The organism is Prescottella defluvii, assembly GCF_000738775.1.
Lineage (GTDB): Bacteria > Actinomycetota > Actinomycetes > Mycobacteriales > Mycobacteriaceae > Prescottella > Prescottella defluvii.
In genome coordinates this window covers 20127-44342 of record NZ_JPOC01000036.1, presented here as the reverse complement: position 1 = coordinate 44342, position 24216 = coordinate 20127, and the positions used below count along the sequence as shown (strand labels likewise).

Genomic DNA, 24216 nt, shown 5'->3' with positions numbered 1-24216 from the left:
GGCGGTTATGGTGAGACCGGATTCCGGCTAAGTTACCCGCGGGTAACTTAAGGTGGGGTAATCTGTCGCACAGCCAACGTGCAACGAAATTACTTACGAGAGCTCGGCATCTCGCGGAGCCGCTCGCGATCATCAGGTAGATAGACACAGGAGGTCGACGAAGACCCATGACGAACATCGTCGTTTTGATCAAGCAGGTCCCCGACACGTGGTCCGAGCGCAAGCTCACCGACGGCGACTTCACGCTTGACCGCGAGGCCGCCGACGCAGTGCTCGACGAGATCAACGAGCGCGCAGTCGAGGAAGCCCTCCTCATCAAGGAGCGCGACGGCGGAGAGGTCACCGTGCTGTGCGCCGGTCCGGACCGCGCCACCGACGCGATCCGCAAGGCTCTGTCGATGGGCGCCGACAAGGCCGTCCACGTCAACGACCCGGCCCTGCACGGCTCCGACGCCGTCCAGACCGGCTGGACCCTCGCCGCGGCCCTCGGCCAGATCGGTTTCGAGAACGGCGAGGCCGCCGATCTCGTCATCGCCGGCAACGAGGCCACCGACGGCCGCATCGGCGCCGTCCCGGCCATCATCGCCGAGTACCTGGGCCTGCCGCAGCTGACCCAGCTGCGCAAGCTGACCCTCGCCGACGGCAAGGTCACCGGCGAGCGTGAGACGGACGAGGGCGTCTTCGGCCTCGAGGCGGGCCTGCCGGCCATCGTCTCGGTCACCGAGAAGATCAACGAGCCCCGCTTCCCGTCCTTCAAGGGCATCATGGCCGCGAAGAAGAAGGAAGTTCAGGTTCTGACCCTGGCCGACCTCGGCGTCGATCCGGAGACCGTGGGCGTCGCGAACGCCGGCACCACCGTCACCGCCTCCACCCCCAAGCCCCCCCGCACCGCTGGTGAGCGCGTCGCAGACGAGGGCGACGGCGGATCCAAGATCGCCGCGTACCTCGTGGGCCAGAAGATCATCTGATCGCGCCCCTCGAGACCAGCAGAGAAGACAGGGAGAAGTAAGCAATGGCAGAAGTACTCGTGCTCGTCGAGCACGCCGAGGGTGCGCTCAAGAAGGTCAGCACCGAGCTCATCACGGCCGCACGCGCTCTCGGTGAGCCGGCCGCCGTCGTCACCGGCCCGGCCGGTACCGCCGCGAAGCTGGCCGACGCGCTGGCTGCCGCCGGTGCCGCCAAGATCTACGTCGCCGAGTCCGACGACATCGACGGCTACCTCGTGACCCCCAAGGTCGACGTCCTCGCCGGCCTGGTCGAGGTCGCGAGCCCGGCCGCCGTCATCACCGCCGCCAGCACCGAGGGCAAGGAAGTTGCCGGTCGCCTGGCAGCTCGCATCGGCTCCGGCCTGCTGTCCGACGTCGTCGAGATCAAGGCCGACGGCAGTGCCGTCCACTCGATCTTCGGTGGCGCGTTCACCGTCGAGGCCAAGGCCAACGGCGAGGTTCCGGTCATCTCGGTCCGTCCGGGCGCCGTCGAGGCCCAGCCGCAGGCCGGTGCCGGCGAGCAGGTCGTCGTCGAGGTTCCGGCTCAGGACGAGAGCGCCGTCAAGGTCGTCTCCCGTGCCCCGATCGTCGGTGGCGATCGTCCGGAGCTCACCGAGGCGTCGGTCGTCGTCTCCGGTGGCCGTGGCGTCGGCTCGGCCGACAAGTTCTCGGTCGTCGAGGAGCTCGCCGACTCGCTCGGTGCCGCCGTCGGTGCTTCCCGCGCCGCCGTCGACTCCGGCTACTACCCGGGCCAGTTCCAGGTCGGTCAGACCGGTAAGACGGTCTCGCCGCAGCTGTACATCGCGCTCGGCATCTCCGGTGCCATCCAGCACCGCGCCGGCATGCAGACCTCGAAGACCATCGTCGCGGTCAACAAGGACGAAGAGGCCCCGATCTTCGAGATCGCGGACTACGGCGTCGTGGGCGACCTGTTCAACGTCGCCCCGCAGCTCACCGAGGCTGTGAAGGCACACAAGGGCTGATCCCTGCCCCACGCTCGCAGACCCCCGTCACCGGTTCCGGTGGCGGGGGTCCCGCGTTGCGCGGGCTACATTGCGCGGATCCGGTCGCGCCGCGCGCAACTTCGCCTCCCGCGCGCGCGATCGGGCGCGCGGGGCGTCAATCCGCGCGCAGCACCGCGCCCAGTGGCCGGCGGCGACCGGTATGCCGCTGCATCGCCCGCCGAATCCGTGCACCGATCACCTGCGGGGTGTCGAGGTCACGCCAAGTCCACCGCGTCACCTCCCAGCCCGCATCCCGGATCCGGTCCTCGCGCTGCTTCTCCGCGAACACGGCATCGCCCGGGTCCTGGCCGTCGCGAAGGTACTTGCCGTACTTGACCTTTCCGTCGAACTCGCCGACCACCCCTGCCTCGGCGAAGAGGAAGTCGACGCGTCCGAGCAGGAGTCCGTCGGCGTCGAGCAGCGACGCCTGCAGGTCCGGGACCGGAACGTCGAGCGCCGAGAGTGCGACGCGACTGCGTGACTCACCGACGCTCTCGCTGCGGCCGTCGAGGAAGGCGAGGGCACGCAGCGCTGCCGGGTGACCGGGTCGGCCCGCCGCGTAGTGGAGTGCGTCCGCGATCGCATCGCGGGTCAGATCGGGCCTCGCCAGTGCGCAGTCGCCGACGACCACGCCCCGCTCGAACGGTACCGTCCGGCACAGGTCCGCGACGGTGCGGGCGACGGTCGTCACGCGAGTCCCGCCCAGCTCGACGACATCGCCGGGGGTCAGTGGCGCACTGTGGGAGTGGAGGTGCCGGGTCCGACGCCCGCCGCCGGACCGATCCCGGGTGACGTGGATCCGGTCGAGCGGAATCTGCCACAGCGGCAACCCGTGCAGTACCGCCGCGGTCTGGTGGCTCACGACCGCGTCGCAGCTCAGGCCCGGGAGGGTCGCGTCGAGCAGCGCGCGGTGGCGGCCCACGTCGTCGAGTTCCTGCTGCGCTTCGGGCGACAGGTAGCTGCCCGGGCGCAGCCGGTCCCATCCGCCACTGCGGCACAGTGTTCGGAGTTCGCCGTCGGTGAAGCCCTGCGCGAGGGCACTGCGGCGGAGCAGCGGGCGGTGGGTCGGTTCGCGGGTCACAGGTCTCATCGTGCGGCACACGGGGCGCCGGGAGAGCGTTCCGTGGCAGGTTGTGGATGCCCGAGAAAGTTGTCCACAACCTCCCGCGCGCAACCTCGCCTCCCGCGCGCGCGATCGGGCGCGCGGGGCGTCAATGTGCGCGCGGCGCGTTCACCGAAGCTGCATCGACGCGACACATCGCCGACGCCTGGTCGCCGGACGGGCTCGATAGACCTTGCGCATGACAACTTCGCCACTCGTCGAGACCGTCTACACCGAGACCGGATCCCGCTACTCCCTCCTCGTCTCCTCCGATCGCGAACACCGGGAGGCGGCGCAGCGTCTGCGCTACCGGGTGTTCGCTGCCGAACCCGGCTTCGTCCTCCCCGAATCGGCCGAGCGCCTCGACGCCGACCGGTTCGACGACTTCTGCGACCATCTCCTCGTCCGTGACAACGTCTCCGGTGACTTCGTCGGCTGCTACCGGATGCTGCCGCCCGACGCCGCGATCGCCGCCGGGGGCTACTACACCGCCACCGAGTTCGACCTGTCGGCGATCGACCCCGCGGGGAGTCGCGTCGTCGAGATGGGGCGGGCCTGTGTGGACGTCGGCCATCGCTCGGGCTCGGTCCTCGCGCTGATGTGGGCGGGGATCCTGCACTACCTGCAGCTCACCGGCCACGACACCGTCATGGGCTGCGTGTCGGTGCCGATGCAGGACCGGCCCGACGCCGTCGCCGGCGCGAACGTGCGGGGTGTGCGGGACTTCCTGCTGAGCCGGCATGCAGCGGACCCGTCGACGTGGGCGCGCCCGCTGCGCCCGGTCCGGGTGGACGGCCGTCCCCTGGACGACATCGCCGCGCCGCTGCGGCCGTCGGTGCCGCCGCTGCTGCGCGGCTATCTGCGGCTGGGGGCGAAGATCTGCGGGGAACCCGCACACGACCCGGACTTCGGTGTCGCCGACTTCGTGGCGCTGCAGAGTCTGCACGACGCCGACACCCGCTACCTCGACCGGTTGCGGCGGGCGTCGGCGGTGGTCGAGGCGGCAGCATGAGCCGTTCGTGGCTGCCGACGAGCCCGTGCGGTGTCGGGTGCCTGCCGCGTCATCCCGAACGGGTTCCGGTCGCGCTCGCGTGCGGTCGGTGGATCGCGCTGGTGGCGGTGGCGTCGTCGTCGGTGCTGCTGCCGGTGGTGCGACTGCTCCCGTCGCGCCCGCGGACCGCTTGCCATCGGATGCTGGCGCGAACAGCGTTGCGCGGTATCGGTGTTCGACTCGACGTGTCCGCGCCGGCGGGTCGGGTCCCGCCGGGCACGCTGGTGGTGGCCGGGCACGTCTCGTGGCTCGACGTCCTGGTGCTCGCGGCGGTGCTGCCGGGGCGGTTCGTGGCGCGGGCCGACCTGCTGGCGTGGCCACTGCTCGGTGCGGTGGCCCGCCGGGCCGGGGTGATCCCGATCGAGCGGGGCAACCTGCGCGGTCTGCCCGGCACGGTCGCCGCGGCGCGGGACCGCCTGCTCGCGGGGGACACGGTGATCGTCTTCCCGGAGGGGACCACGTGGTGTGGTCAGGCGTTCGGTAGGTTCCGGCCGGCCCTCTTCCAGGCCGCGGTCGATGCGCAGAGGCCGGTCCAGCCGGTGCTGGTGGAGTACGTCGACGCGGCGGGGGACCACACAACCGGACCGAGCTTCGTGGGCGACGATTCGATCGCGGCCTCGATACGCCGTGTGTTGCGCAGTCGCGGCCTGCGCGCACGGGTCACACTGGGGGCGTTGCAGGCCCCGGGCGGCGACCGCCGGGACCTCGCCGAGCGGTGCGAATGCGAGGTCCGCCGCGGGGCGGCGGTGGGCGCGGACCGCATCCTCGCCCGTCTGGAGGGCCGTCGTCGCGCGCGTGCCGCGTGAGAGGGGTCTCCGCGGCGTGACGGGTCTTCGTCAACGGTTATCCTTGTCGAGTCATGATCTCGCCTGCCACCAGCTCAGCGGTCTACCTCGACCACGCCGCGACCACACCTATGTATCCGGCGACGATCGTGGCGATGACCGAGGTCTTCGCCACGGTGGGTAACGCCTCGTCGCTGCACGGATCGGGTCGATCGGCCCGGCGCCGGATCGAGGAGTCCCGCGAGTCCATCGCCGCCTCCCTCGGGGCCCGTCCGTCCGAGGTGATCTTCACCTCCGGTGGCACCGAGAGCGACAACCTCGCCGTCAAGGGCATCTACTGGGCCCGCCGCGACGCAGACCCCAAGCGCACCCGCATCCTCGCGAGCGCCGTCGAGCACCATGCCGTGCTCGACGCCGTCGAGTGGCTCGTCGCGCACGAGGGCGCCCGGGTGACGTGGTTGCCGGTGGACGCGAACGGCGCCGTCGACCCCGACGTGGTGCGTGCCGAACTTGCCGCCCACGCCGAGGAGACCGCCCTCGTCACCGTGATGTGGGCCAACAACGAGATCGGCACGATCAACCCGATCGAGAAGATTGCCGCGATTGCGTCTGCCTACGACGTCCCGATCCACTCCGACGCGGTGCAGGCCGCGGCGCACCTGCCGATCGACTTCGCGGCGAGCGGGCTGTCGGCGCTGAGCATCGCCGGTCACAAGCTGGGCGGCCCGCAGGGTGTCGGCGCGCTGCTGCTGGGGCGCCAGGTGCCGTGTGTGCCGCTCTCGCACGGCGGCGGGCACGAGCGCGATCTGCGTTCCGGCACGCAGGACACGGCGTCCATCGTCGGCCTCGCGTCCGCGCTGCGGATCACGGCGGCCGAGATGGAGGCGCGCACCGCCGAGTTGACTACGTTGCGGGAGAACCTGATCGAGGGTGTGCAGGCGATCGTGCCCGACGCGATCCTCAACGGTGCCACCGGCGACGCCCGGCTTCCCGGCAACGCGCACTTCACTTTTCCGGGTTGCGAGGGCGACTCGCTGCTGATGCTGCTCGACGTCGCCGGCGTCGAGTGTTCCACGGGGTCGGCGTGCACGGCCGGTGTCGCGAGTGCCAGTCATGTGCTGACGGCGATGGGGATCGACCCCGTCCTGGCGCGGGGATCGCTGCGATTCTCGTTGGGGCACACATCGACCGAGCGGGACATCGAGGCGCTGCTGTCGGCGCTGCCGCAGGTGATCGAACGTGCTCGTGCCGCCGGACTGGCGAGCGCAGGCGCGCGAGGAGGGAATCGTTAGATGCGAGTTCTGGCAGCGATGAGCGGCGGAGTGGACTCCGCGGTTGCCGCGGCCCGCGCGGTCGCGGCCGGCCACGACGTGGTCGGTGTCCACCTCGCCTTGTCGACGGCGCCGGGCACCCTGCGGACCGGGTCGCGCGGCTGCTGCTCCAAGGAGGACGCGGGCGACGCCAAGCGTGCGGCCGATGTGCTCGGGATCCCTTTCTACGTCTGGGATTTCGCGGACCGCTTCAAGGAAGACGTGATCGACGACTTCGTCGAGGCGTACGCGGCGGGGGAGACTCCGAACCCGTGCCTGCGGTGCAACGAGAAGATCAAGTTCGCGGCGCTCGCCGACCGCGCCTACGCGCTGGGATTCGACGCCGTCGCAACGGGGCACTACGCGCGACTCGAGGACGGCGTGCTGCGCCGCGCCGTCGACGCCGACAAGGACCAGTCGTACGTGCTCGCGGTGCTCACCGCGGAGCAGTTGTCGCGGGCCATGTTCCCGATCGGCGACACCCCCAAGGAGCAGATCCGCGAGGAGGCCGCCGAGCGCGGACTCGCGGTCGCGAACAAGCCTGACAGTCACGACATCTGCTTCATCCCTTCCGGTGACACGCGGGCGTTCCTCGGCGCGAAGATCGGCATCCGCCCCGGCGCCGTGGTCGACGCCGACACCGGCGAGGTGCTCGCGCAGCACGAGGGTGTGCACGGCTTCACGATCGGCCAGCGCAAGGGACTCGGCGTCCAGGGCCCGGCCGCCGATGGGCAGCCGCGCTACGTGACGGCGATCGAACCCGACACCGGCACCGTGCGGGTCGGTTCGGCCACCCGGCTCGAGGTGTGGACCATCACCGCCGACCGCGCGATCTGGACGTCCGGGCAGGCGCCGGAGGGTCCGGTCGAGTGTGTCGTGCAGGTGCGGGCCCACGGCGGGACCGCCCGCGCCGTCGCGGAGGAAGTCGACGGCGGCATCGTCGTGCAGTTGTCGGAACCGCTCACCGGTGTCGCGAAGGGGCAGGCCGTCGTCCTGTACCGCCCGGACGAGGCCGGCGACGTGGTCCTCGGCAGCGGCACCATCTCGGGAACCTCCGCGGACCGTCCGTGACGGCGGCCCGCATTCCCGTCGGCGTCGCGACGGGCGTCGGCTCGTGGCCCGGCACCGATCCGCGGGCGGCCGCGGAGATCGTGGTCGGTGAACTCGCAGCGCTGCCGCATCTCGTGGAGTTGCCGGCGCGCGGGCTCGGCGCCGACATGGTCGGCCGCGCCGCGGCGCTGCTGATCGACATCCCGCTCGACACCTCCACCACCGGCTACCGGCTGACCCAGCGGGTCGGAGCGGCCACCCGTACCGCCCGCGATCTGCTGGCCCGCGATCTCGACGCGTTCGAGGAATCCTGGGAGCTCGCGGGACGTCGGGGCACCGACCAGCCGGTGAAGGTGCAGGCCGTCGGCCCGCTGACGCTCGCGTCGCAACTGGAACTGTTCGGTGGGCACCGGGTGCTCACCGATCCGGGGGCGTTGCGTGATCTCACCGAGTCGCTCGCCGAGGGCGTCGCGGCCCACGTCGCGGATGCCGAGCGGCGCCTCGGTTCCCCGGTGGTGGTCCAGCTCGACGAGCCCGGACTGCCCGCGGTGCTCGCGGGCTCGCTGTCGGGGGTGTCGATCCTGCAGACCCCGCGCGCGCTGCCCGAGCCCGAGGCCCTCCACCTGCTGCAACTGGCGATCGAGCGGATCGGGGCGCCCGTGCTGGTGCACTGCTGCGCCGCCGACGCCCCGCTCGGGTTGCTCCGCCGCAGTGGTGCGTCGATGGTGGGCCTCGACGTGAGCACGCTGCGCACCGCCGACCTCGACGGCATCGGGGAACTGCTCGACGCCGGTGTCGACCTCGCGCTGGGCCTGGTGTCGACCGCTGCACCCGAGCGCACCCCGGGCTGGCGGGACCTGGCCGAGCCGGCCACCCGGCTGTTCGATCGTCTCGGGTTCTCCCGGGAGTTGCTGGCGTCGCGGGTCACGGTGACACCCGAGTGCGGGTTGGCCGGTGCGGGCGCCGACTGGGCGCGCACGGCGCTGCGGTCGGCGAACGAGCTGACCCGCGCGTTCGCCGACGGTGCCGACCCGTCCGCGATGGCCTGAACGGGAGTTCACGACACGTTTTCCGGTCCCGGCCGGTACCTCTGTTCCCGTTCGGCGACCGCTGTTGCGGCGGCGGAATCTGTCAGCTGGCTGCGATAACCTTCCCGGGTGGACCAGAACGAAGCCGCTCCTGCCGTCGCCAGCCCCTCCGATGCTGCGCCGGAACCGGCCGGCACAGAGGATCGTGAACGCTGGCAGGAACTGGCCGAGGTGGTGCGCAACCACCAGTTCCGCTACTACGTCCTCGATTCGCCGATCGTCTCCGACGGCGAGTTCGACGCCCTGCTCGGGCAGTTGAACGCGCTCGAGGAACTCCACCCGGACCTACGGACGCCGGATTCGCCCACCCAGCTCGTCGGCGGCGGGTTCGCGACCGAGTTCACCGCCGTCGACCACCTCGAGCGGATGCTCAGCCTCGACAACGTCTTCGACCTCGACGAGCTCCGCACCTGGGCCGGCCGGGTCGAACAGGAGACGGGAACTGACCTGCACTACCTGTGCGAGGTCAAGATCGACGGTGTCGCGCTGAACCTGGTGTACGAGAACGGCCGACTGGTCCGCGCGGCCACTCGCGGTGACGGGCGTACCGGCGAGGACGTCACGCTCAATGCGCGCACCATCGCCGACATTCCCGAAACTCTCACGCCCACAAGCGAATATCCGGTTCCGGCGCTGCTCGAGGTGCGCGGCGAGGTGTTCTTCCGGCTCGAGGACTTCGCGGCGCTCAACGCGTCCCTGGTCCAGGACGGCAAGGCGCCCTTCGCGAATCCGCGCAACTCGGCGGCGGGGTCGCTGCGGCAGAAGAATCCGGCCGTCACCGCCCGCCGCCGGCTCGGCATGATCTGTCACGGACTCGGCCGTACCGAGGGCTTCGACCCGGTCGGGCAGTACGACGCCTACACCGCGCTCGCGGCATGGGGGCTGCCGGTGTCGTCGCACACCTCGCGCGTGGTCGGCATCGACGCGGTGGTCGAGAAGGTGCAGTACTGGGACGAGCACCGCCACGACGTCGAGCACGAGATCGACGGTCTGGTCGTCAAGGTCGACGAGATGGCACTGCACCGTCGTCTCGGCGCCACGTCCCGCGCGCCCCGCTGGGCGATCGCCTACAAGTACCCGCCGGAGGAGGCCACCACCAAGCTCCTCGACATCCGGGTCAGTGTCGGCCGCACCGGCCGGGTCACCCCGTTCGCGTACATGGAACCGGTGCTGGTGGCCGGTTCGACGGTGGCGCTGGCAACGCTGCACAACGGGTCGGAGGTCAAGCGCAAGGGCGTGCTGATCGGCGACACCGTCGTGATCCGCAAGGCCGGTGAGGTGATCCCCGAGGTGCTGGGTCCGGTCGTCGACGTGCGCGACGGCACCGAGACCGAGTTCGTGATGCCCACCGAGTGCCCCGAATGCGGCACCACGCTCGCGCCCGCCAAGGAGGGCGACGCCGACATCCGCTGCCCCAACCAGCGTTCGTGCCCGGCGCAGTTGCGCGAGCGGGTGTTCCACGTCGCGGGCCGCGGCGCGTTCGACATCGAGGTCCTCGGGTACGAGGCGGCGACCGCGCTGCTGCAGGCCGGCGTCATCCGCGACGAAGGTGACCTGTTCTCGCTCACCGAGGACGATCTGATGCAGGCGTCGCTGTTCCGCACCAAGGCGGGGAAGCTGTCGGCGAACGGTCGGCGGCTGCTCGACAACCTCGGCTCGGCGAAGCAGCAGCCGCTGTGGCGCGTGCTCGTCGCGTTGTCCATCCGGCACGTCGGTCCGACGGCGGCACGGGCGTTGGCCGGCGAGTTCGGCAGCCTCGATCGCATCGAGAACGCCGGGGTCGACGAACTCGCGGCGGTCGACGGCGTCGGCGGCACCATCGCGGCGGCCGTCGTCGAATGGTTCGCCGTCGACTGGCATCGGGACATCGTCGAGAAGTGGCGTGCGGCGGGCGTGACGATGGAGGACGAGCGGGACGAGTCGATCGTGCGCAGCCTCGAGGGCCTGTCCATCGTCGTCACCGGTTCGCTCGAGGGATTCTCCCGGGACGAGGCGAAGGAGGCGATCCTGATCCGCGGCGGCAAGGCTGCCGGTTCGGTGTCGAAGAAGACGGCGTTCGTCGTGATCGGCGACGCCCCGGGTTCGAAGGCGGCCAAGGCCGAGGAGCTCGGCGTGCCGATCCTCGACGAGGCCGGATTCCGCAATCTTCTCGAAAACGGACCGGCCGGGATCTGACGTTTCGCGGCAGAAGCGCAGCGCGACAGGAACATTCACACTGTCGCGCCGCGCTTGTCTACGTGACGAACGCCACGCTACGACATGGTGTCGTTTTCGGAGGATTTCCGATGGTCGGAAATCCGTGCCGGACCGTCGAGTGTGCGCACAGCGAACTTCGTGCCATCGATGCTGGTCGGAACAGTTCGGGGGCGGCTGCATGCACCGCGGTGCGGCGGCGACGCGGGCGGCAGCGGCGCCGATCGCACGGCGTCTCGAATGTGGTGCGTGTCTCATCCGCGCCGGTCGGGGCATCTGAATCGGTTTTCTGACGGCGGGTTGCGGCTGACATAGTGACGCCATGATCGATATCCGGCCCGTCACCCCCGCCGACTACGACACCGTCGGCGAACTCACAGCCGACGTCTACATCGACGGTGGTTTCGTATCGGACAGCGACATGTACGCGGAGCGACTGCGCGACACCGCGACCCGGGCCGACCAGGCCGATGTCGTGGTCGCGTTGGTCGACGGTGAGATCGTCGGATCGGTGACCATCGCCGAACCGGAGTCCCCCTTCGCGGACGTCGCCGAGAAGGGGGAACTCGAGTTCCGCATGCTCGCGGTCGCGCAGTCCGCACGCGGCAAGGGCGTCGGCTCGGCACTGGTGCGCCACGTGCTCGACGTCGCGTACGACCGCGGCGACCATGCGGTCGTCATCTCGACGCAGCCCGACATGGTCGACGCGCGACGCATCTACGACCGCAACGGTTTCGTCCCGGCGCCCGAGCGCAACTGGGCGCCGATTCCCGGGATCGAGTTGACCGCGCTGGTGCGCGAACTGGTCTGACGTCAGCCGTCAGCGCAGGACGGTGGCGACGATCCCGGCGAGGTAGCCCAGTCGCGCCACCTCCGACGGGCGGAACTCCGGCCCGCCGGGGCGTCCGAGCAGCAGTACCCGACCGGTGTCACCGAGCGGGGCGGCCGCGAGGGTGGTGTCCATGTCGCGCCACACCTGCGGAACCCATTCGTCGGTGCCGTCGAGGACGGTGGCCTCCCGCAGCGGCATCCAGGGTGCGTCACCGGCGTGGGTCTCGGGTGCACCAGGGCTCCCGACGACGCGGAACGACCCGTGCGGACCGATGTCCATGACGGTGGACCAGCCGACGCGCAGCACCCGCGGCGCCCCGTCGACGAGGACCTGCAGTCGGTCGGAGTGCGCGGTGGCGACGTGGTCGATCAACTCCAGCTCGCGGTGGGTATCGAGGATGCCGGCGTACGGGCGGATGGAGTCGACCCGGACGTCGGGGAGCCTCTCGGCCGCGGTGATGAGGGTGTCCGGCAGTGAACCGGCCGCAACGTCGACCACGAGGTCGTCGACGGCGAATCCCGATCCCCGTTCGACGACGTCGAGCGACAGGATGTCCGCTCCCGCGGAGCCGAGGGCGACGGCGAGGGCGCCGAGGCTGCCGGGTCGGTCGGGGAGTTGGACGCGGAGCAGGTAGGACACGTGCTGCCTTTCCGTTCGTTCGGTGCCGGGTCCGATACCGAGGACGGGGCGGTGCCGATGGAGCCGATGAAAAGGACACGATGCGCACCCCCGCCGCCACCTATCCTTTCACCCCGCGCTGGCGGCCGCTGGGGTGACGGGCTGCACGACCGATCCGGCCACGCTCTAGGCTGGTCGGGAACGTTCACTTCGACCTGAAAGGGGTCACCGAAGGTGCCTGCCATCTCCCGTGACGAGGTCGCACACCTCGCCCGGCTGTCCCGGCTTGCCCTGACCGACGCGGAACTCGACGAGTTCGCCGGTCAGCTGGATTCGATTCTCAGCCACGTGAAGGCGGTGTCCGAGGTCGCGGCAGATGATGTCCCGCCCACCGCGAACCCCAACCCGATCGCGAACGTGACGCGGCCGGACGTCATCGTGCCGGGCCTCACGCCCGAGCAGGCACTGTCGGGTGCGCCGGCCGTCGAACAGGATCGGTTCGCCGTTCCGCAGATTCTGGGAGAGGGCGAATGAGCACCGATCTGACTCGTCTCGACGCCTCCGATCTGGCGTCGAAGATCCACTCGCGCGAGATCTCGTCGGTGGAGGCCACGCAGGCGCACCTGGACCGGATCGGTCAGGTCGACGGTGAACTGCACGCCTTCCTGCACGTCGCGGGGGAGCAGGCGCTCGTCGCGGCCAAGGAGGTCGACTCCGCACTCGCCGCCGGTGAGGCGCCATCGTCGGCGCTGGCGGGTGTGCCGATCGCACTCAAGGACGTCTTCACCACCACCGACATGCCCACCACGTGCGCGTCGAAGATCCTCGAGGGCTGGGTGTCGCCGTACGACGCGACGCTCACCACCAAGCTGCGCGAGGCCGGGATCCCGATCCTGGGCAAGACCAACATGGACGAGTTCGCGATGGGTTCGTCCACCGAGAACTCGGCGTACGGCCCGACCCGGAACCCGTGGGACACCACGCGCATTCCGGGTGGTTCGGGTGGCGGCTCGGCGGCGGCGCTCGCGTCGTACCAGGCTCCGCTCGCGATCGGCACCGACACCGGCGGCTCGATCCGGCAGCCCGCCGCGGTCACCGCGACCGTCGGCACCAAGCCCACGTACGGCACCGTCTCGCGCTTCGGTCTCGTCGCGTGCGCGTCGTCGCTCGACCAGGGCGGCCCGTGCGGTCGCACCGTCCTCGACACCGCGCTGCTGCACGAGGTGATCGCCGGCTACGACCCGCGTGACTCCACGTCACTGAACGAGCCGGTTCGTCCCGTCGTCGAGGCGGCCCGCCAGGGCGCGACCGGCGACCTGAAGGGCGTTCGCGTCGGCGTCGTGAAGGAACTGCACTCCGACAGCTACCAGCCGGGCGTCATCTCGTCGTTCGACGCCGCGGTCGCGCAGTTGACGGCGCTCGGTGCCGAGGTCGTCGAGGTCTCGTGCCCCAGCTTCGAGCATGCGCTCGCGTCGTACTACCTGGTGCTGCCGAGTGAGGTGTCGTCCAACCTCGCGCGCTTCGACGCCATGCGGTACGGCATGCGGGTCGACGAGGGCGACATGAGCGCGGACCAGGTCATGGCCGCGACCCGCGCCGCGGGCTTCGGCAAGGAAGTCAAGCGCCGCATCATGATCGGCACCTACGCGCTGTCGTCGGGCTACTACGACGCCTACTACGGTGCGGCCCTCAAGGTCCGCACGCTGATCGCGCGCGACTTCGATGCCGCGTACGAGAAGGTCGACGTCCTGGTCTCGCCGACCAGCCCGTTCACGCCGTGGAAGCTCGGCGAGAAAGTCGACGACCCGCTGGCGATGTACCTGTCCGACCTGTGCACGCTGCCGACCAACCTGGCCGGGCACTGCGCGATGTCGGTGCCGTCGGGTGTGTCCGCGGACGACGGTCTGCCCGTCGGCCTGCAGATCATGGCGCCGGCCCTGGCCGACGAGCGCCTGTACCGCGTCGGCGCGGCCTACGAGGCGGCCCGCGGGCCGATCGCGTCGCCCGTCGCGTAACCCGCTCGACCCACGCGTGTCGACAGCCCGGATCCGGACATCGGATCCGGGCTGTCGCGCGTTCTGCCGGGACCTGGCTGCGGGGCAGCAGACCGGAACCGATGGCAGGAGGGCCGAAGTGGGGCAGCCGTCGATCACGATCCTCGAACAGGGCGACGATGTCGGCGGGGTTTGGCGGGACAACACCTACCCGGGCGCCGCGTGCGATGTGCCGTCTGCGCCCGCTGATCCGGTTCGGGGTCACGGTCATCGGGGCGGAGTTCGACGAGCGCACCAACCGGTGGTCGGTGCGGACGGCCGACGGCACCGTCGTCGATGTACGGGCCCAACACGAACCTCGGTTCGGGCTCGATCGTGTACATGCTCGAGTCGCAGGCCCGGCGCATCGCCGGGCTGATCGAGTGGCTCGTCGAGCAACCGGGGTGCGCGGTCGAGGCCGATGCCGGTGTCGAGCGACGCTTCGACGACCGGATCACCGCGCCGCGAACAACCCCCGCACGTACGAAGCCTGCCCCAGATGCTGCAGGCAGTCGCCGATCACGCTGACGAGACGCACCGAGACCGTGACCGGCGGATCCCACCGCCGGTCCACGATCCGGTCGAGTTCGTCGGCGGTGAGCTCGTCGATGTACTCGAGTGTCGCCAGGTGGACATCGCCGTGGTAGTCGGCGAGCAACCGGGCGTCGGCGTGCACGTGACCGACGTCGGTGCTGCTGTGCCCGTATCCGATGTCACCGGCGGGGAACGGGAGATCGAACCGCTCCCGCCAACCGCGGGACGTCCAGGCCTGCTCCACGTCCGCCGCGTCACTCACGTGATCGTCCTGGACGCGGGTAAGGTGCCAGATCAGCCAGGCGATCGAGTTGGCCCGCGGGCCGGGGCGGTAGTCGGACATCTCGGGTGTCAGGTCGGTGCACACCTCGACCACCGACTCCCGGATGCGCTCGAAGTTGTCCCGCAGGATCTCGCGGGCGGCGTCCGTCTCCCTCTGTCCCGTCATGGGTCCACGGTAGGCGCACACCGGCGGTCGCGGGACGCTTCCGATCAGGGGCAGTCCGGCATCCGCAGGCCCTGATCGTCGCCGTACCGGTGCCCGTGCCCGGCGGGGGCGTCGAGCGCGAACAGCATGTCCACGCTGGTCTGGAGGAAGCTGATGCCGGGAATCCATTGTGGCACAGGTGCATCGATGCGTACCCGGTGGAGGTCGGGTGCTCGGGCGAGCAGCGAGGGCGACCACCACACCACCGGATCGGAACTGTTCGCCAGCACCGTCGCGTCGTCGGTTCGGACGGCTCCGGCCGGGGGCCCGGCCCACAGGACGCTGCACGTGCGTGCCTGCCGGTCCGCGGCGTCGTCGAAGATAGCGCTGCCGCCCACCGACCCCAGACTCTGCCCGTACACGTGCAGTGCCGGGCGCTCCGCCGCGGGCAACTGCCCGATCCGCTCCGACACGGCCGTGAACAGTGCGCGCGCCGATTCCTCGGCGTCGGCCCGACCGAACAGGAACGTCGCCCAACTCGGTGCATACGAGTACTGCAGGCCGACTGTCGCGACATCGCCGGCGAAGCGGCGTTCGAGCCCGCGGGCGGCCTCGCCGTCGATCCACCCCGAACCGGTGGGGACCGCGACGACCACCCGGGACCGGAGGAAGGCCCCCGCACGATCCATCTCGGCGACCGCGAGCCGGGCTCGCGCGGTCACGGTCGGGGCCGAGTCGAGGCCGACATAGGTTCGGACACTGCGCGGATCGGACACTCCGGCGACGAATCGGCGCCCTTCCGCGCCCAGGCTCGACCAGGGGACGAGTGACCGAGGATCACCGGGTGCCAGTGTCGGGTCGATCCGTGCGCTCGTGCTCCGGAAGTGCTGCGACGCAGCGGAGGCCGTGGCGGGAGCGGCGGCAGCAACGAGAACCGATCCCGCCACGAGCGACAGTGCGACCGCTCGTACCGGTCCGAGACGGCTTGCGACGCTGCAGGTTCCACGGATTACCCCGAACAGTGCCAGGCACGTCCCGCTCGCCCAGAACGCCACCTCCGCCCAGTGCCCGGCACCGACCGTCGGCGCACCCATCGCCGCCCGCACCGCGTTCTGCCAGCGATTCGCGGTCGCGACCGACCAGACGAGTGCGACGACGCCGAGCACCAACGCGACGACGCGGCCGTCCCGGTGACGTTCCACCGCGCTCGAACGCCTGAACCGGCGCATCACCGACACGGCGCCCCAGGCCAGCGCCGCCAGTGCCCCGGTCAGGACACCCTGGGGGACGGGTCCGCGGGGCAGCAGGGACGGGGCGAGCGCTGCGACGGCTCCTCCGGACAGCGCCAGCGTCGTGCTCACACGGGGAAGCGTCAGGGCGCCCGAGGTGACGGCCCGGGTGCCCGCGGCGACGCTCATGCCGCACCCCGGGACCGGACCCGGCGGATCACGAACGCGGAGGCCAGCATCCCCGCGACGGTGAGGGAGCCGCCGAGGGCGTACCGGATCCAGGGTTCGTCGACGGGGGTGCCGTAGCCCTGCCTCCGCGAGTTCCATCCGACCGCGGTCGCGGCGGTGTCTGCCATCACGAAACACTGTGCGCGGTCCCGGATCCGGGCATCGCACGCGTCGTGCAGGCGCCGGTCCAGTTGGGCATCGATCTCGGTGCGCGCCCACGGTCCGAGGTCGCCGCCGCCCAGGTGGGCGTACCGCAGCAGGTCGTAGCCGAAGTCGTGCGACTTGCATGCCGTGTCGAACTCGGACGGCAGCGGCACCGGCGACGAGCACGCCCCGTCCGGATTGACGAGCATCCCGTTCTCGACGGTGGGTCGATAGCCCATCACCTCGTCGAAATCGCGCGGCACCACGTCCGGTGACCGGTCGTCGGCGGTCAGGGTGGTCAGGGCGGTGACGGCCCGGGCAGCGACGACGTTCTCTCGCAACGGGGTGTCCGCGTCGGCTGCGGGTGCGTACGAGGCGGCGGTCACGATCGAGGTGGCGGCCAGGACCGCGCCGGCCCAGATTCTGGTTCGCATGCCAAACGACGCTAGAAATGGGTCGTACGCTGGGGCATCACCCGGCGGTGGGGATCGTGTGCAGTGCCCGAGCGGGATCGGTGCGGCGTCGCTCGTACTTCGGAGCCACGCCGATCTCACCCTCAGGTATGAGGCTCGACGAGACCGGAGTTCCTAGAGTCGGAACCTGTGAGTGGAACGAGAGTGGTCCGTGGCGCGACGAACCGGTTGCGCGGGCACGGGGTGAACGTCGTCATCGGTCTCGTCACCGTGATCCTGTTCGCGGTGGCCTGGCCGACGCTGCACCTCACCCATCAGGTGCCGCCGCCCGTGCAGCCGATCATCGCGGCGCTCGCCGCGTGGCCGTTCCTCTTCGTCCGTTCCAATCCGGCTCTCGGATGGGCGGTGTCGGCGGTGTCGGCGCTCGTGATCCCGTGGGTGTTCGATCTCGTCCCGGACTCGGGGTACGTCTACCCCTGGCAGGTCGTGCACATCATCGTGATCATGACGCTGCTGTTGGCGGTGAGTCTCGTCGCCGCTCTGCCCACCGTCGCGGTGGCGTGGATCTCGACGGTGCTGCTGTTCTTCGCGAACACCCCGGGCGACGACGGCATCGGCTGGGCGGTGGGGCTCAGCGCGCTGGTCGTCTTCGGTCTCCTGATCCGCTGGCTGGTGCTCTCCCGCCGCCAGTTGGCCGCCGAGGAGGAGGCCGGTGAACTGGAACGGGCGCGCCGGGCGATCCTCGAGGAGAAGGCGCGCATCGCCCGTGACCTGCACGACGTCGTGGCCCACCACATGTCGATGGTCGTCGTGCAGGCGCAGAGCGCGCCGTACCGGATCGCGTCGGTGTCCGACGAGGCGAAAGCCGAGTTCGAGTCCATCGGCGCCACCGCGCGGGAGGCGCTCAACGAGATCCGCGGTCTGCTGGGCGTGCTGCGCAGCGACGCCGAGACGATCGATCGGGCACCCCAGCCCGGCGTCGGCGAGATCCGGGAGTTGCTCGACGGCACCCGGCGGGCGGGGATCTCGTTGTCGTGGAACGTCACCGGCGATCCGGCGGCGCTGTCGGAGATCGCGGGACTGACGGTGTACCGGATCCTGCAGGAGTCGCTGTCCAATGCCGCCCGGCACTGCCCGGGCGCACCGGTGACGGTGGCGGTCGAGTACGGACCGACCGTCACCTCGATCGTGGTGCACAACGGTCCTGCCTCGCAGGCTGCCCGACCGCCGGAGTCGTCGGGTGGCAGCGGCATCGCCGGCATGCGCGAACGCGCGGCCGCGATCGGTGGCACCCTCGACACCCTCGTGCGGGACGACGGCGGATTCGAGGTCAGGGCGCAAATCCCGAGCGCGCCGCTCGCCTAGGCTGTGGCGGTGGCGATCACGGTATTCATTGCGGACGACCAGGCGATGGTGCGGCAGGGCTTCGGCGCGCTGCTGGGCGCGCAACCCGACATCAGCGTCATCGGAGACGCCCCCGACGGTCGTGCCGCGGTCACCGAGGTCAAGCGGCTGCGGCCGGACGTCGTGCTGATGGACGTGCGGATGCCGGAGATGAACGGGCTCGACGCGGCACGCGAGATCCTCGCGGCGGCACTGGAACCGCCGGTGCGGGTGCTGATGCTCACCACGTTCGACATCGACGAGTACGTCTACGAGGCCCTCGGGCTGGGGGCGAGCGGATTCCTGCTCAAGGACGCGCCGGCCGAGGAACTGATCCGGGCGGTGCGCGTCGTCGCGGCCGGTGAGGCGCTGCTCGCGCCGAGCGTCACCCGGAGGCTCATCGAGGACGTCACCCGGCGACGCGCGACCCCGCGCCACCGTGGCCGGCAACTCGACGCGCTCACGCCCCGTGAGCGGGAGGTCCTCGAACTGATCGCCGCGGGACTGTCGAACATCGAGATCGCCGAACGGTTGTTCGTCGCGGAACAGACCGTCAAGACGCACGTCGGGAAGGTGCTCGCGAAGCTGTCGCTGCGCGACCGCGCCCAGGCCGTCGTCCTCGCCTACGAAACCGGACTCGTCACACCCGGGTGATCGACTCGGCGTGCCTGATCGGCGCAGGCGCGGCAAGATGAGAAGGGACCGCTCTGCTCCATTCTTCTCCGTGATGGCCGAGAGGGGCCGTGATGCGCATCGGAATCCTGACCGGGGGCGGCGACTGCCCCGGACTCAACGCCGTCATCCGCGCCGTCGTGCGCACCGCGGACGCGCGCTACGGCAGCACCGTCGTCGGGTTCCAGGACGGCTGGCGGGGGCTGCTCGAGGACCGCAAGATGCAGATGCGCAACGAGGACCGCATCGATCGCATCCTCGCCCGCGGCGGCACCATCCTCGGCACCGCGCGGGTCAATCCGCAGAAGCTGCACGACGGCCTCGACCGGATCAAACAGACCCTCGACGACAACGGCATCGACGTGCTCATCCCGATCGGCGGGGAGGGCACGCTCACCGCCGCGAGCTGGCTCGCCGACAGCGGGGTCCCCGTCGTGGGGGTACCCAAGACGATCGACAACGACATCGACTGCACCGACGTCACGTTCGGGTTCGACACCGCCCTGACCATCGCCACCGACGCGATCGACCGGCTGCACACCACCGCCGAATCGCATCAGCGGGTGATGCTCGTCGAGGTGATGGGGCGGCACGCCGGTTGGATCGCGCTGCACGCGGGAATGGCGTCCGGTGCGCACCTGACCCTGGTGCCGGAGGAGCCGTTCGACGTCGACGAGGTGTGTGCGCTGGTCAAGAAGCGCTTCCAGCGCGGCGACTCCCACTTCATCTGTGTCGTCGCGGAGGGCGCCTCGCCGGACCCGGAGTCGATGACCCTCCGGGAGGGCGGCATCGACGAGTTCGGCCACAAGATCTTCACCGGGGTCGCGCAGCAACTGGCCGTCGAGATCGAACGCCGCATCGGCAAGGAGGTGCGCACGACGGTCCTCGGGCACGTGCAGCGCGGCGGCACGCCGACGCCGTACGACCGGGTGCTGGCGACCCGGTTCGGCGTCCATGCGACCGACGCCGCGCACAACAACCAGTTCGGTCAGATGGTGGCGCTGCACGGGACGAACATCGAGTTGGTGCCGCTGTCGGAGGCGACCAAACAGCTCAAGACCGTGCCCGTCGAGCGCTACCGGGAGGCGGCCGCGTTCTTCGGGTGACGGGGCGCATAAACTCATGGCCATGACTGCCGCCGTGTCCGCTGACCTTCTCGACTATGACGCCGTCCTCGCGAAGTTCGAGCCCGTATTGGGCATGGAAGTGCACGTCGAGCTGCACACCAACACCAAGATGTTCTGCCCGTGCCCCACGGCGTTCGGTGCCGAGCCCAACACCCAGGTGTGCCCCGTGTGCCTCGGCATGCCCGGAGCGCTTCCGGTGGTCAACCAGGCCGCCGTCGAGTCCGCGATCCGCATCGGCCTGGCGCTGAACTGCTCGATCACCCCGTGGGGCCGGTTCGCGCGGAAGAACTACTTCTACCCGGACCAGCCGAAGAACTACCAGATCTCGCAGTACGACGAGCCCATCGCGACCGAGGGGTACCTCGACGTCGTGCTCGACGACGGCAGCACCTGGCGCGTCGACATCGAGCGCGCCCACATGGAGGAGGACACCGGCAAGTCGCTGCACGTCGGCGGCGCCACCGGCCGGATCCACGGCGCGAGCCACTCGCTGCTCGACTACAACCGGGCCGGCGTGCCGCTCGTGGAGATCGTCACCAAGCCCATCACCGGTGCCGGTGAGCGCGCACCCGAGGTGGCCCGCGCGTACGTCGCCGCCCTGCGCGATCTGCTCAAGGCCCTCGACGTCTCCGACGTCCGCATGGACCAGGGTTCGCTGCGCTGCGACGCCAACGTCTCGCTCATGCCGATCGGCGCAGACGTGTTCGGCACCCGCACCGAGACCAAGAACGTCAACTCGCTCAAGAGCGTCGAGGTCGCCGTCCGCTACGAGATGCGCCGTCAGGCTGCCGTCCTCGTCGCCGGTGGCGAGATCATCCAGGAGACCCGGCACTTCCAGGAGGCCGACGGCACCACGTCCGCCGGTCGCCGCAAGGAGACCGCCGAGGACTACCGCTACTTCCCGGAGCCGGATCTCGAGCCCGTCGCGCCCGACGCCGCGTGGGTCGAGGAACTGCGTGGCACGCTGCCCGAGCTGCCGTGGCTGCGCCGCGCCCGCATCCAGGAGGAGTGGGGTGTCTCCGACGAGGAGATGCGCGACCTGGTCAACGCCGGTGCTCTCGATCTGGTGATCGCGACGACGGAGGCCGGAGCGCCCGCGTCCGAGGCCCGCTCGTGGTGGGTCGCCTACCTCGCGCAGCAGGCCAACACCCGCGGTGTCGAGCTGGCGGAGCTGGCGATCACCCCGGCTCAGGTCGCCAAGGTCGTCGCGCTCGTCGGCGACGGCAAGCTCACCAACAAGCTGGCCCGTCAGGTGGTCGACGGTGTGCTCGCCGGCGAGGGTGAGCCGGAAGAGGTCGTGGCCGCCCGTGGCCTCGAGGTCGTGCGTGACGACTCGGCACTGCAGGCCGCGGTCGACGCGGCCCTCGCCGCGAACCCCGACATCGCCGACAAGATCCGCAGCGGCAAGGTCGCTGCGGCAGGCAAGATCGTCGGCGACGTGATGAAGGCGACTCGCGGCCAGGCCGACCCGGCGCGCGTCAAGGAGCTCGTCATCGCCGCATGCAGCTGATGTAGCAGATAATGTAGCGCCCCATGGACGCTGCAGTCGCCACCTCGCTGTTCTGGATCGCCGTCGCAGCGGTGGTGGCGCCACTGCTCGCCGGATCACTGCCGCGCAAGCTGGTGCCCGAGGTGGTGTTGCTGCTCGTGGCAGGGATCGTGATCGGTCCCTACGTCCTCGACCTCGCGAATGCCGGCAGCGAGATCGAGATGCTGCGGGAACTCGGCCTGGGCATGCTGTTTCTCCTCGCCGGCTACGAGGTGGACCGCGACGAACTGACCGGCCGCGGGGGCCGTCGCGCACTCGTGACGTGGCTGGTGTGCCTGGCCGTCGCGTTCGCGATCGTCGCCGCGTTGGGTGCGGCGGGCCTGGTCCACTCCGAGATCGCCGTGGCGATCGCATTGACGTCGACGGCCCTCGGCACGCTGCTGCCGATCCTCAAGGATCGCGGCATCGTCACGACACCTGTCGGCAAGGCGGTACTCAACCACGGCGCGGTCGGCGAGATCGGCCCGGTGATCGCGATGGCGGTGCTGCTCGGGGCGCGCGGCGCGGTCATGTCCCTCGTCGTGCTGGCCGCCTTCGCGGTGGTGGCGGTCGTCGTCGCGATCCTGCCGGCCCGGATCCTGCGTGAGGGTTCGGACCTGGTCGCAGTGATCCGGCGCGGTGCGGACACCACCGCCCAGACGACCGTCCGCCTGGTGATGTTGCTGCTGGTGGCGTTGATCGCGGTCGCGGCGGTGTTCGACCTCGACGTCATCCTCGGTGCCTTCGCGGCGGGCTTCATCCTGCGCCGCGCGGTGCCCGACGGCAACGAGCGGCTCGAGTCCAAGCTCGAGGGCCTCGCGTTCGGACTCCTGATCCCGATCTTCTTCGTCACGTCCGGCATGGCGATCGACGTGTCCGCGGTGGCCGGTGCGCCGCTGGTCCTCCTCGCTTTCCTGGGCCTGCTGCTGGTGGCCCGCGGACTGCCGGTGTTCGTGGCGTCGCGCTACGACCGGGGACCGGACGGCGCGAACTTCGACACCCGTGAGCAACTCCAGATCGCGCTGTACTCCACGACGGGTCTGCCGCTCATCGTCGCGGTCACCGGCGTCGCTGTGGCGGCAGGTGAGATGTCCAACGGGACCGCGTCGATCCTCGTCGCGGCCGGCGCGATCACGGTCCTGGTGCTGCCGATGATCGCGAGTGCGCTGACCCGCGACGACCGGGGTGAGCGCCGCGATCGGACGGATCGGCAGCCGACCGGACCCGCGAGCGTCTGAGCGTCAGTCGGTCCCGCCGCCTCCGCTCGGCAACGGAATCTTGACGACGCGATCGTCGGTGGGGCCGGGCTCGCCGCCGGACTTGTTCACCGTGGCCGCCCAGATCTCGCCGGCACCGTTGATCACCGTCCCGCCGAGACGGCCGTAGAGGTTCTGCGCGAGCAGGGCCGGCGCCGACGTGACGGCACCGGTCTCCGGTTCGGTCGCCAGGACCGCCATCGCCTTCGCGTCCGTCAGGGCCACAGCAACCGCACCGGGCGTGGCGGCGCAGCCTGCGACGCCCGGCTTGTCCGGCCACGTCCACGCCGGCGAGCCGACGGTTCCGTCCGGTCGGACGCGCTGGATCCGATCCTCGAGCGCCGTGCGGTCCGTGACCCACACACCGCCGCCGTGGTCCGCACACACGTCGCCCGCCCGGCCCAGCCCGGACAGCACGACGGCCGGTCGTGGCGGATTCGGGGCCGACGACAGGGCCGTGACCCGGAGCAGCTTCCCGGCGAGTGACGCGGGATCCGCCGCGGCCGCCGGATTGCCGGCATCACCGGTCAGGACCATCAACTCGCCGGGCGTCGAGAACGTCAGCGCCCCGGCGTTGCCGACGTCACCGCGCGGGATGCCGGTCAGCACCTCCTTCGGCGTGTCCCCGGCGGCGATACGGACGACCCGGTTGTCGCTGCCGGTCGTGATGTAGGCGTACAGCAGGCGGTCCTCGGCGAACGTGGGGGACAGCGCGATGTCCAGCAGACCGCCGTCGGATCCGGAATCGACGGGGATCCGGGCGAACTCGGTCGGCTGCTCGCCCGGCGCCACCCGCATGATGCGCCCGGTGCGCCGCTCGGTCACGAACGCGGCCCCGTCCGGCAGCATCACCAGCCCGCCGGTCGCGTCCAGGCACGTGGCGACGACATTGGGGTCGCGGTCGAAGCAGGGATCGTTCGGTACAGACGGCTCGGGCGGCACCGACGAGGGGGCCGACGGCTCGCGGGGCTGGACTTCGGCACCGGACCCGAACGTCGGCTCGGGGGTGAAGGGCGACGACGTGGAGTCGTCGAACCGTGCGCATCCGGTGGCTGCCACCACCGCGATCGAACAGATGGCTGCCGCGGCCGCCCCTCGCACCTTTCGGCCCGGTACACCCTTCGTCATGATGCAGACGTTACGGAAGGCCGACGGGGGTACGCCACGCGGCGCGGTGTGACCGGCGCGCCGGGCCGCGCTACCCGGTCAACCCCCACCAACCG

The 24216-nt window shown here is 70.6% G+C and carries 22 protein-coding genes; 16 read left to right on the top strand and 6 right to left on the bottom strand.

What is annotated here, in order from left to right; translation table 11 throughout:
* The first annotated feature begins 167 nt into the window (after positions 1–167).
* Complete coding sequence (locus IJ15_RS0114115; RefSeq protein ID WP_031938988.1) at positions 168–968, top strand: electron transfer flavoprotein subunit beta/FixA family protein; 801 nt, start codon at positions 168–170, stop codon at positions 966–968.
* Positions 969–1012: 44 nt separating this feature from the next.
* Positions 1013–1969 (top strand): electron transfer flavoprotein subunit alpha/FixB family protein, encoded by a 957-nt coding sequence (locus IJ15_RS0114110; protein WP_031938987.1) that lies wholly within the window; start codon positions 1013–1015, stop codon positions 1967–1969.
* 136 nt (positions 1970–2105) lie between these two features.
* Here IJ15_RS0114110 and IJ15_RS0114105 read toward each other — a convergent pair whose 3' ends face one another.
* Positions 2106–3071 (bottom strand): hypothetical protein, encoded by a 966-nt coding sequence (locus IJ15_RS0114105; RefSeq protein WP_231569535.1) that lies wholly within the window; start codon positions 3069–3071, stop codon positions 2106–2108.
* A 220-nt stretch (positions 3072–3291) separates the two neighbouring features.
* Between IJ15_RS0114105 and IJ15_RS0114100 the strand changes: the two genes are divergently transcribed.
* The 7 genes from IJ15_RS0114100 (at position 3292) to IJ15_RS0114065 (ending at position 11380) form a co-directional block, all read left to right on the top strand.
* Positions 3292–4104, top strand: coding sequence for a GNAT family N-acetyltransferase (locus IJ15_RS0114100; protein WP_031938985.1), 813 nt, complete (start codon positions 3292–3294; stop codon positions 4102–4104).
* The gene (locus IJ15_RS0114095; protein WP_031938984.1) at positions 4101–4949 is read left to right on the top strand and encodes a lysophospholipid acyltransferase family protein; all 849 of its coding nucleotides are present in this window, start codon (positions 4101–4103) and stop codon (positions 4947–4949) included. The genes IJ15_RS0114100 and IJ15_RS0114095 overlap by 4 nt, the downstream gene beginning before the upstream one ends.
* Before the next feature lie 53 nt (positions 4950–5002).
* Positions 5003–6220, top strand: coding sequence for a cysteine desulfurase family protein (locus tag IJ15_RS0114090; RefSeq protein WP_031938983.1), 1218 nt, complete (start codon positions 5003–5005; stop codon positions 6218–6220).
* Positions 6221–7309: a tRNA 2-thiouridine(34) synthase MnmA gene (mnmA, locus tag IJ15_RS0114085; RefSeq protein ID WP_031938982.1), complete on the top strand. Its 1089-nt coding sequence runs from the start codon at positions 6221–6223 to the stop codon at positions 7307–7309.
* Positions 7306–8337, top strand: a complete 1032-nt coding sequence (locus IJ15_RS0114080; RefSeq protein ID WP_031938981.1) for a methionine synthase — start codon at positions 7306–7308, stop codon at positions 8335–8337. The genes mnmA and IJ15_RS0114080 overlap by 4 nt, the downstream gene beginning before the upstream one ends.
* Positions 8338–8445: 108 nt before the next feature.
* Positions 8446–10551, top strand: a complete 2106-nt coding sequence (gene ligA, locus IJ15_RS0114075) for an NAD-dependent DNA ligase LigA (RefSeq protein WP_031938980.1) — start codon at positions 8446–8448, stop codon at positions 10549–10551.
* Between the two features lie 340 nt (positions 10552–10891).
* Entirely contained in the window at positions 10892–11380 is a 489-nt protein-coding gene (locus IJ15_RS0114065; protein ID WP_031938979.1) for a GNAT family N-acetyltransferase, read from the top strand.
* A 9-nt stretch (positions 11381–11389) separates the two neighbouring features.
* Here IJ15_RS0114065 and IJ15_RS0114060 read toward each other — a convergent pair whose 3' ends face one another.
* Entirely contained in the window at positions 11390–12040 is a 651-nt protein-coding gene (locus IJ15_RS0114060) for an ACT domain-containing protein (RefSeq protein ID WP_031938978.1), read from the bottom strand.
* 213 nt (positions 12041–12253) lie between these two features.
* Between IJ15_RS0114060 and gatC the strand changes: the two genes are divergently transcribed.
* Together gatC and gatA are read left to right on the top strand one after the other, a co-directional pair.
* A complete protein-coding gene (gatC, locus tag IJ15_RS0114055; RefSeq protein WP_031938977.1) occupies positions 12254–12553 on the top strand; it encodes an Asp-tRNA(Asn)/Glu-tRNA(Gln) amidotransferase subunit GatC in 300 nt (99 codons plus the stop codon).
* Entirely contained in the window at positions 12550–14034 is a 1485-nt protein-coding gene (gene gatA, locus IJ15_RS0114050; protein WP_031938976.1) for an Asp-tRNA(Asn)/Glu-tRNA(Gln) amidotransferase subunit GatA, read from the top strand. Before gatC ends, gatA begins: the two co-directional genes overlap by 4 nt.
* 472 nt (positions 14035–14506) lie before the next feature.
* Here gatA and IJ15_RS0114045 read toward each other — a convergent pair whose 3' ends face one another.
* The 3 genes from IJ15_RS0114045 to IJ15_RS0114035 are packed head-to-tail and all read right to left on the bottom strand — an operon-like array spanning position 14507 to position 17048.
* Positions 14507–15034, bottom strand: a complete 528-nt coding sequence (locus IJ15_RS0114045; protein WP_031938975.1) for a mycothiol transferase — start codon at positions 15032–15034, stop codon at positions 14507–14509.
* Between the two features lie 44 nt (positions 15035–15078).
* A complete protein-coding gene (locus IJ15_RS0114040; protein WP_031938974.1) occupies positions 15079–16431 on the bottom strand; it encodes an alpha/beta-hydrolase family protein in 1353 nt (450 codons plus the stop codon).
* On the bottom strand, positions 16428–17048 hold the full coding sequence (locus IJ15_RS0114035) for a membrane protein (protein ID WP_031938973.1): 621 nt from the start codon (positions 17046–17048) through the stop codon (positions 16428–16430). The genes IJ15_RS0114040 and IJ15_RS0114035 overlap by 4 nt, the downstream gene beginning before the upstream one ends.
* A 168-nt stretch (positions 17049–17216) precedes the next feature.
* Here IJ15_RS0114035 and IJ15_RS0114030 point away from each other — a divergent pair, with 168 nt between their 5' ends.
* The 5 genes from IJ15_RS0114030 to IJ15_RS0114010 all read left to right on the top strand — a co-directional run bounded on the left by IJ15_RS0114030 (position 17217) and on the right by IJ15_RS0114010 (position 22975).
* Positions 17217–18392: a sensor histidine kinase gene (locus IJ15_RS0114030; protein ID WP_051918885.1), complete on the top strand. Its 1176-nt coding sequence runs from the start codon at positions 17217–17219 to the stop codon at positions 18390–18392.
* A 9-nt stretch (positions 18393–18401) separates the two neighbouring features.
* On the top strand, positions 18402–19064 hold the full coding sequence (locus IJ15_RS0114025; protein WP_031938971.1) for a response regulator: 663 nt from the start codon (positions 18402–18404) through the stop codon (positions 19062–19064).
* A 92-nt stretch (positions 19065–19156) separates the two neighbouring features.
* Positions 19157–20188 carry an ATP-dependent 6-phosphofructokinase gene (locus tag IJ15_RS0114020; RefSeq protein ID WP_031938970.1) on the top strand — a complete coding sequence of 344 codons (1032 nt, stop codon included), beginning with the start codon at positions 19157–19159 and terminating at the stop codon, positions 20186–20188.
* Positions 20189–20210: 22 nt separating this feature from the next.
* Positions 20211–21719 (top strand): Asp-tRNA(Asn)/Glu-tRNA(Gln) amidotransferase subunit GatB, encoded by a 1509-nt coding sequence (gene gatB, locus IJ15_RS0114015; RefSeq protein ID WP_031938969.1) that lies wholly within the window; start codon positions 20211–20213, stop codon positions 21717–21719.
* Between the two features lie 23 nt (positions 21720–21742).
* Positions 21743–22975 carry a cation:proton antiporter gene (locus tag IJ15_RS0114010; protein ID WP_031938968.1) on the top strand — a complete coding sequence of 411 codons (1233 nt, stop codon included), beginning with the start codon at positions 21743–21745 and terminating at the stop codon, positions 22973–22975.
* 3 nt (positions 22976–22978) lie between these two features.
* Here IJ15_RS0114010 and IJ15_RS0114005 read toward each other — a convergent pair whose 3' ends face one another.
* Complete coding sequence (locus tag IJ15_RS0114005) at positions 22979–24121, bottom strand: PQQ-dependent sugar dehydrogenase (RefSeq protein ID WP_051918883.1); 1143 nt, start codon at positions 24119–24121, stop codon at positions 22979–22981.
* Positions 24122–24216 lie beyond the last annotated feature (95 nt).

What these genes read in the sequence shown, in the direction of transcription:
- IJ15_RS0114115 (WP_031938988.1), top strand. Translation starts at nt 168, where the DNA reads ATGACGAACATCGTCGTTTTGATCAAGCAGGTCCCCGACACGTGGTCC.
- IJ15_RS0114110 (WP_031938987.1), top strand. Translation starts at nt 1,013, where the DNA reads ATGGCAGAAGTACTCGTGCTCGTCGAGCACGCCGAGGGTGCGCTCAAG.
- IJ15_RS0114100 (WP_031938985.1), top strand. Translation starts at nt 3,292, where the DNA reads ATGACAACTTCGCCACTCGTCGAGACCGTCTACACCGAGACCGGATCC.
- IJ15_RS0114095 (WP_031938984.1), top strand. Translation starts at nt 4,101, where the DNA reads ATGAGCCGTTCGTGGCTGCCGACGAGCCCGTGCGGTGTCGGGTGCCTG.
- IJ15_RS0114090 (WP_031938983.1), top strand. Translation starts at nt 5,003, where the DNA reads ATGATCTCGCCTGCCACCAGCTCAGCGGTCTACCTCGACCACGCCGCG.
- mnmA (WP_031938982.1), top strand. Translation starts at nt 6,221, where the DNA reads ATGCGAGTTCTGGCAGCGATGAGCGGCGGAGTGGACTCCGCGGTTGCC.
- IJ15_RS0114065 (WP_031938979.1), top strand. Translation starts at nt 10,892, where the DNA reads ATGATCGATATCCGGCCCGTCACCCCCGCCGACTACGACACCGTCGGC.
- gatA (WP_031938976.1), top strand. Translation starts at nt 12,550, where the DNA reads ATGAGCACCGATCTGACTCGTCTCGACGCCTCCGATCTGGCGTCGAAG.
- IJ15_RS0114045 (WP_031938975.1), bottom strand. Translation starts at nt 15,034, where the DNA reads ATGACGGGACAGAGGGAGACGGACGCCGCCCGCGAGATCCTGCGGGAC.
- IJ15_RS0114040 (WP_031938974.1), bottom strand. Translation starts at nt 16,431, where the DNA reads ATGAGCGTCGCCGCGGGCACCCGGGCCGTCACCTCGGGCGCCCTGACG.
- IJ15_RS0114035 (WP_031938973.1), bottom strand. Translation starts at nt 17,048, where the DNA reads ATGCGAACCAGAATCTGGGCCGGCGCGGTCCTGGCCGCCACCTCGATC.
- IJ15_RS0114020 (WP_031938970.1), top strand. Translation starts at nt 19,157, where the DNA reads ATGCGCATCGGAATCCTGACCGGGGGCGGCGACTGCCCCGGACTCAAC.
- gatB (WP_031938969.1), top strand. Translation starts at nt 20,211, where the DNA reads ATGACTGCCGCCGTGTCCGCTGACCTTCTCGACTATGACGCCGTCCTC.
- IJ15_RS0114010 (WP_031938968.1), top strand. Translation starts at nt 21,743, where the DNA reads ATGGACGCTGCAGTCGCCACCTCGCTGTTCTGGATCGCCGTCGCAGCG.
- IJ15_RS0114005 (WP_051918883.1), bottom strand. Translation starts at nt 24,121, where the DNA reads ATGACGAAGGGTGTACCGGGCCGAAAGGTGCGAGGGGCGGCCGCGGCA.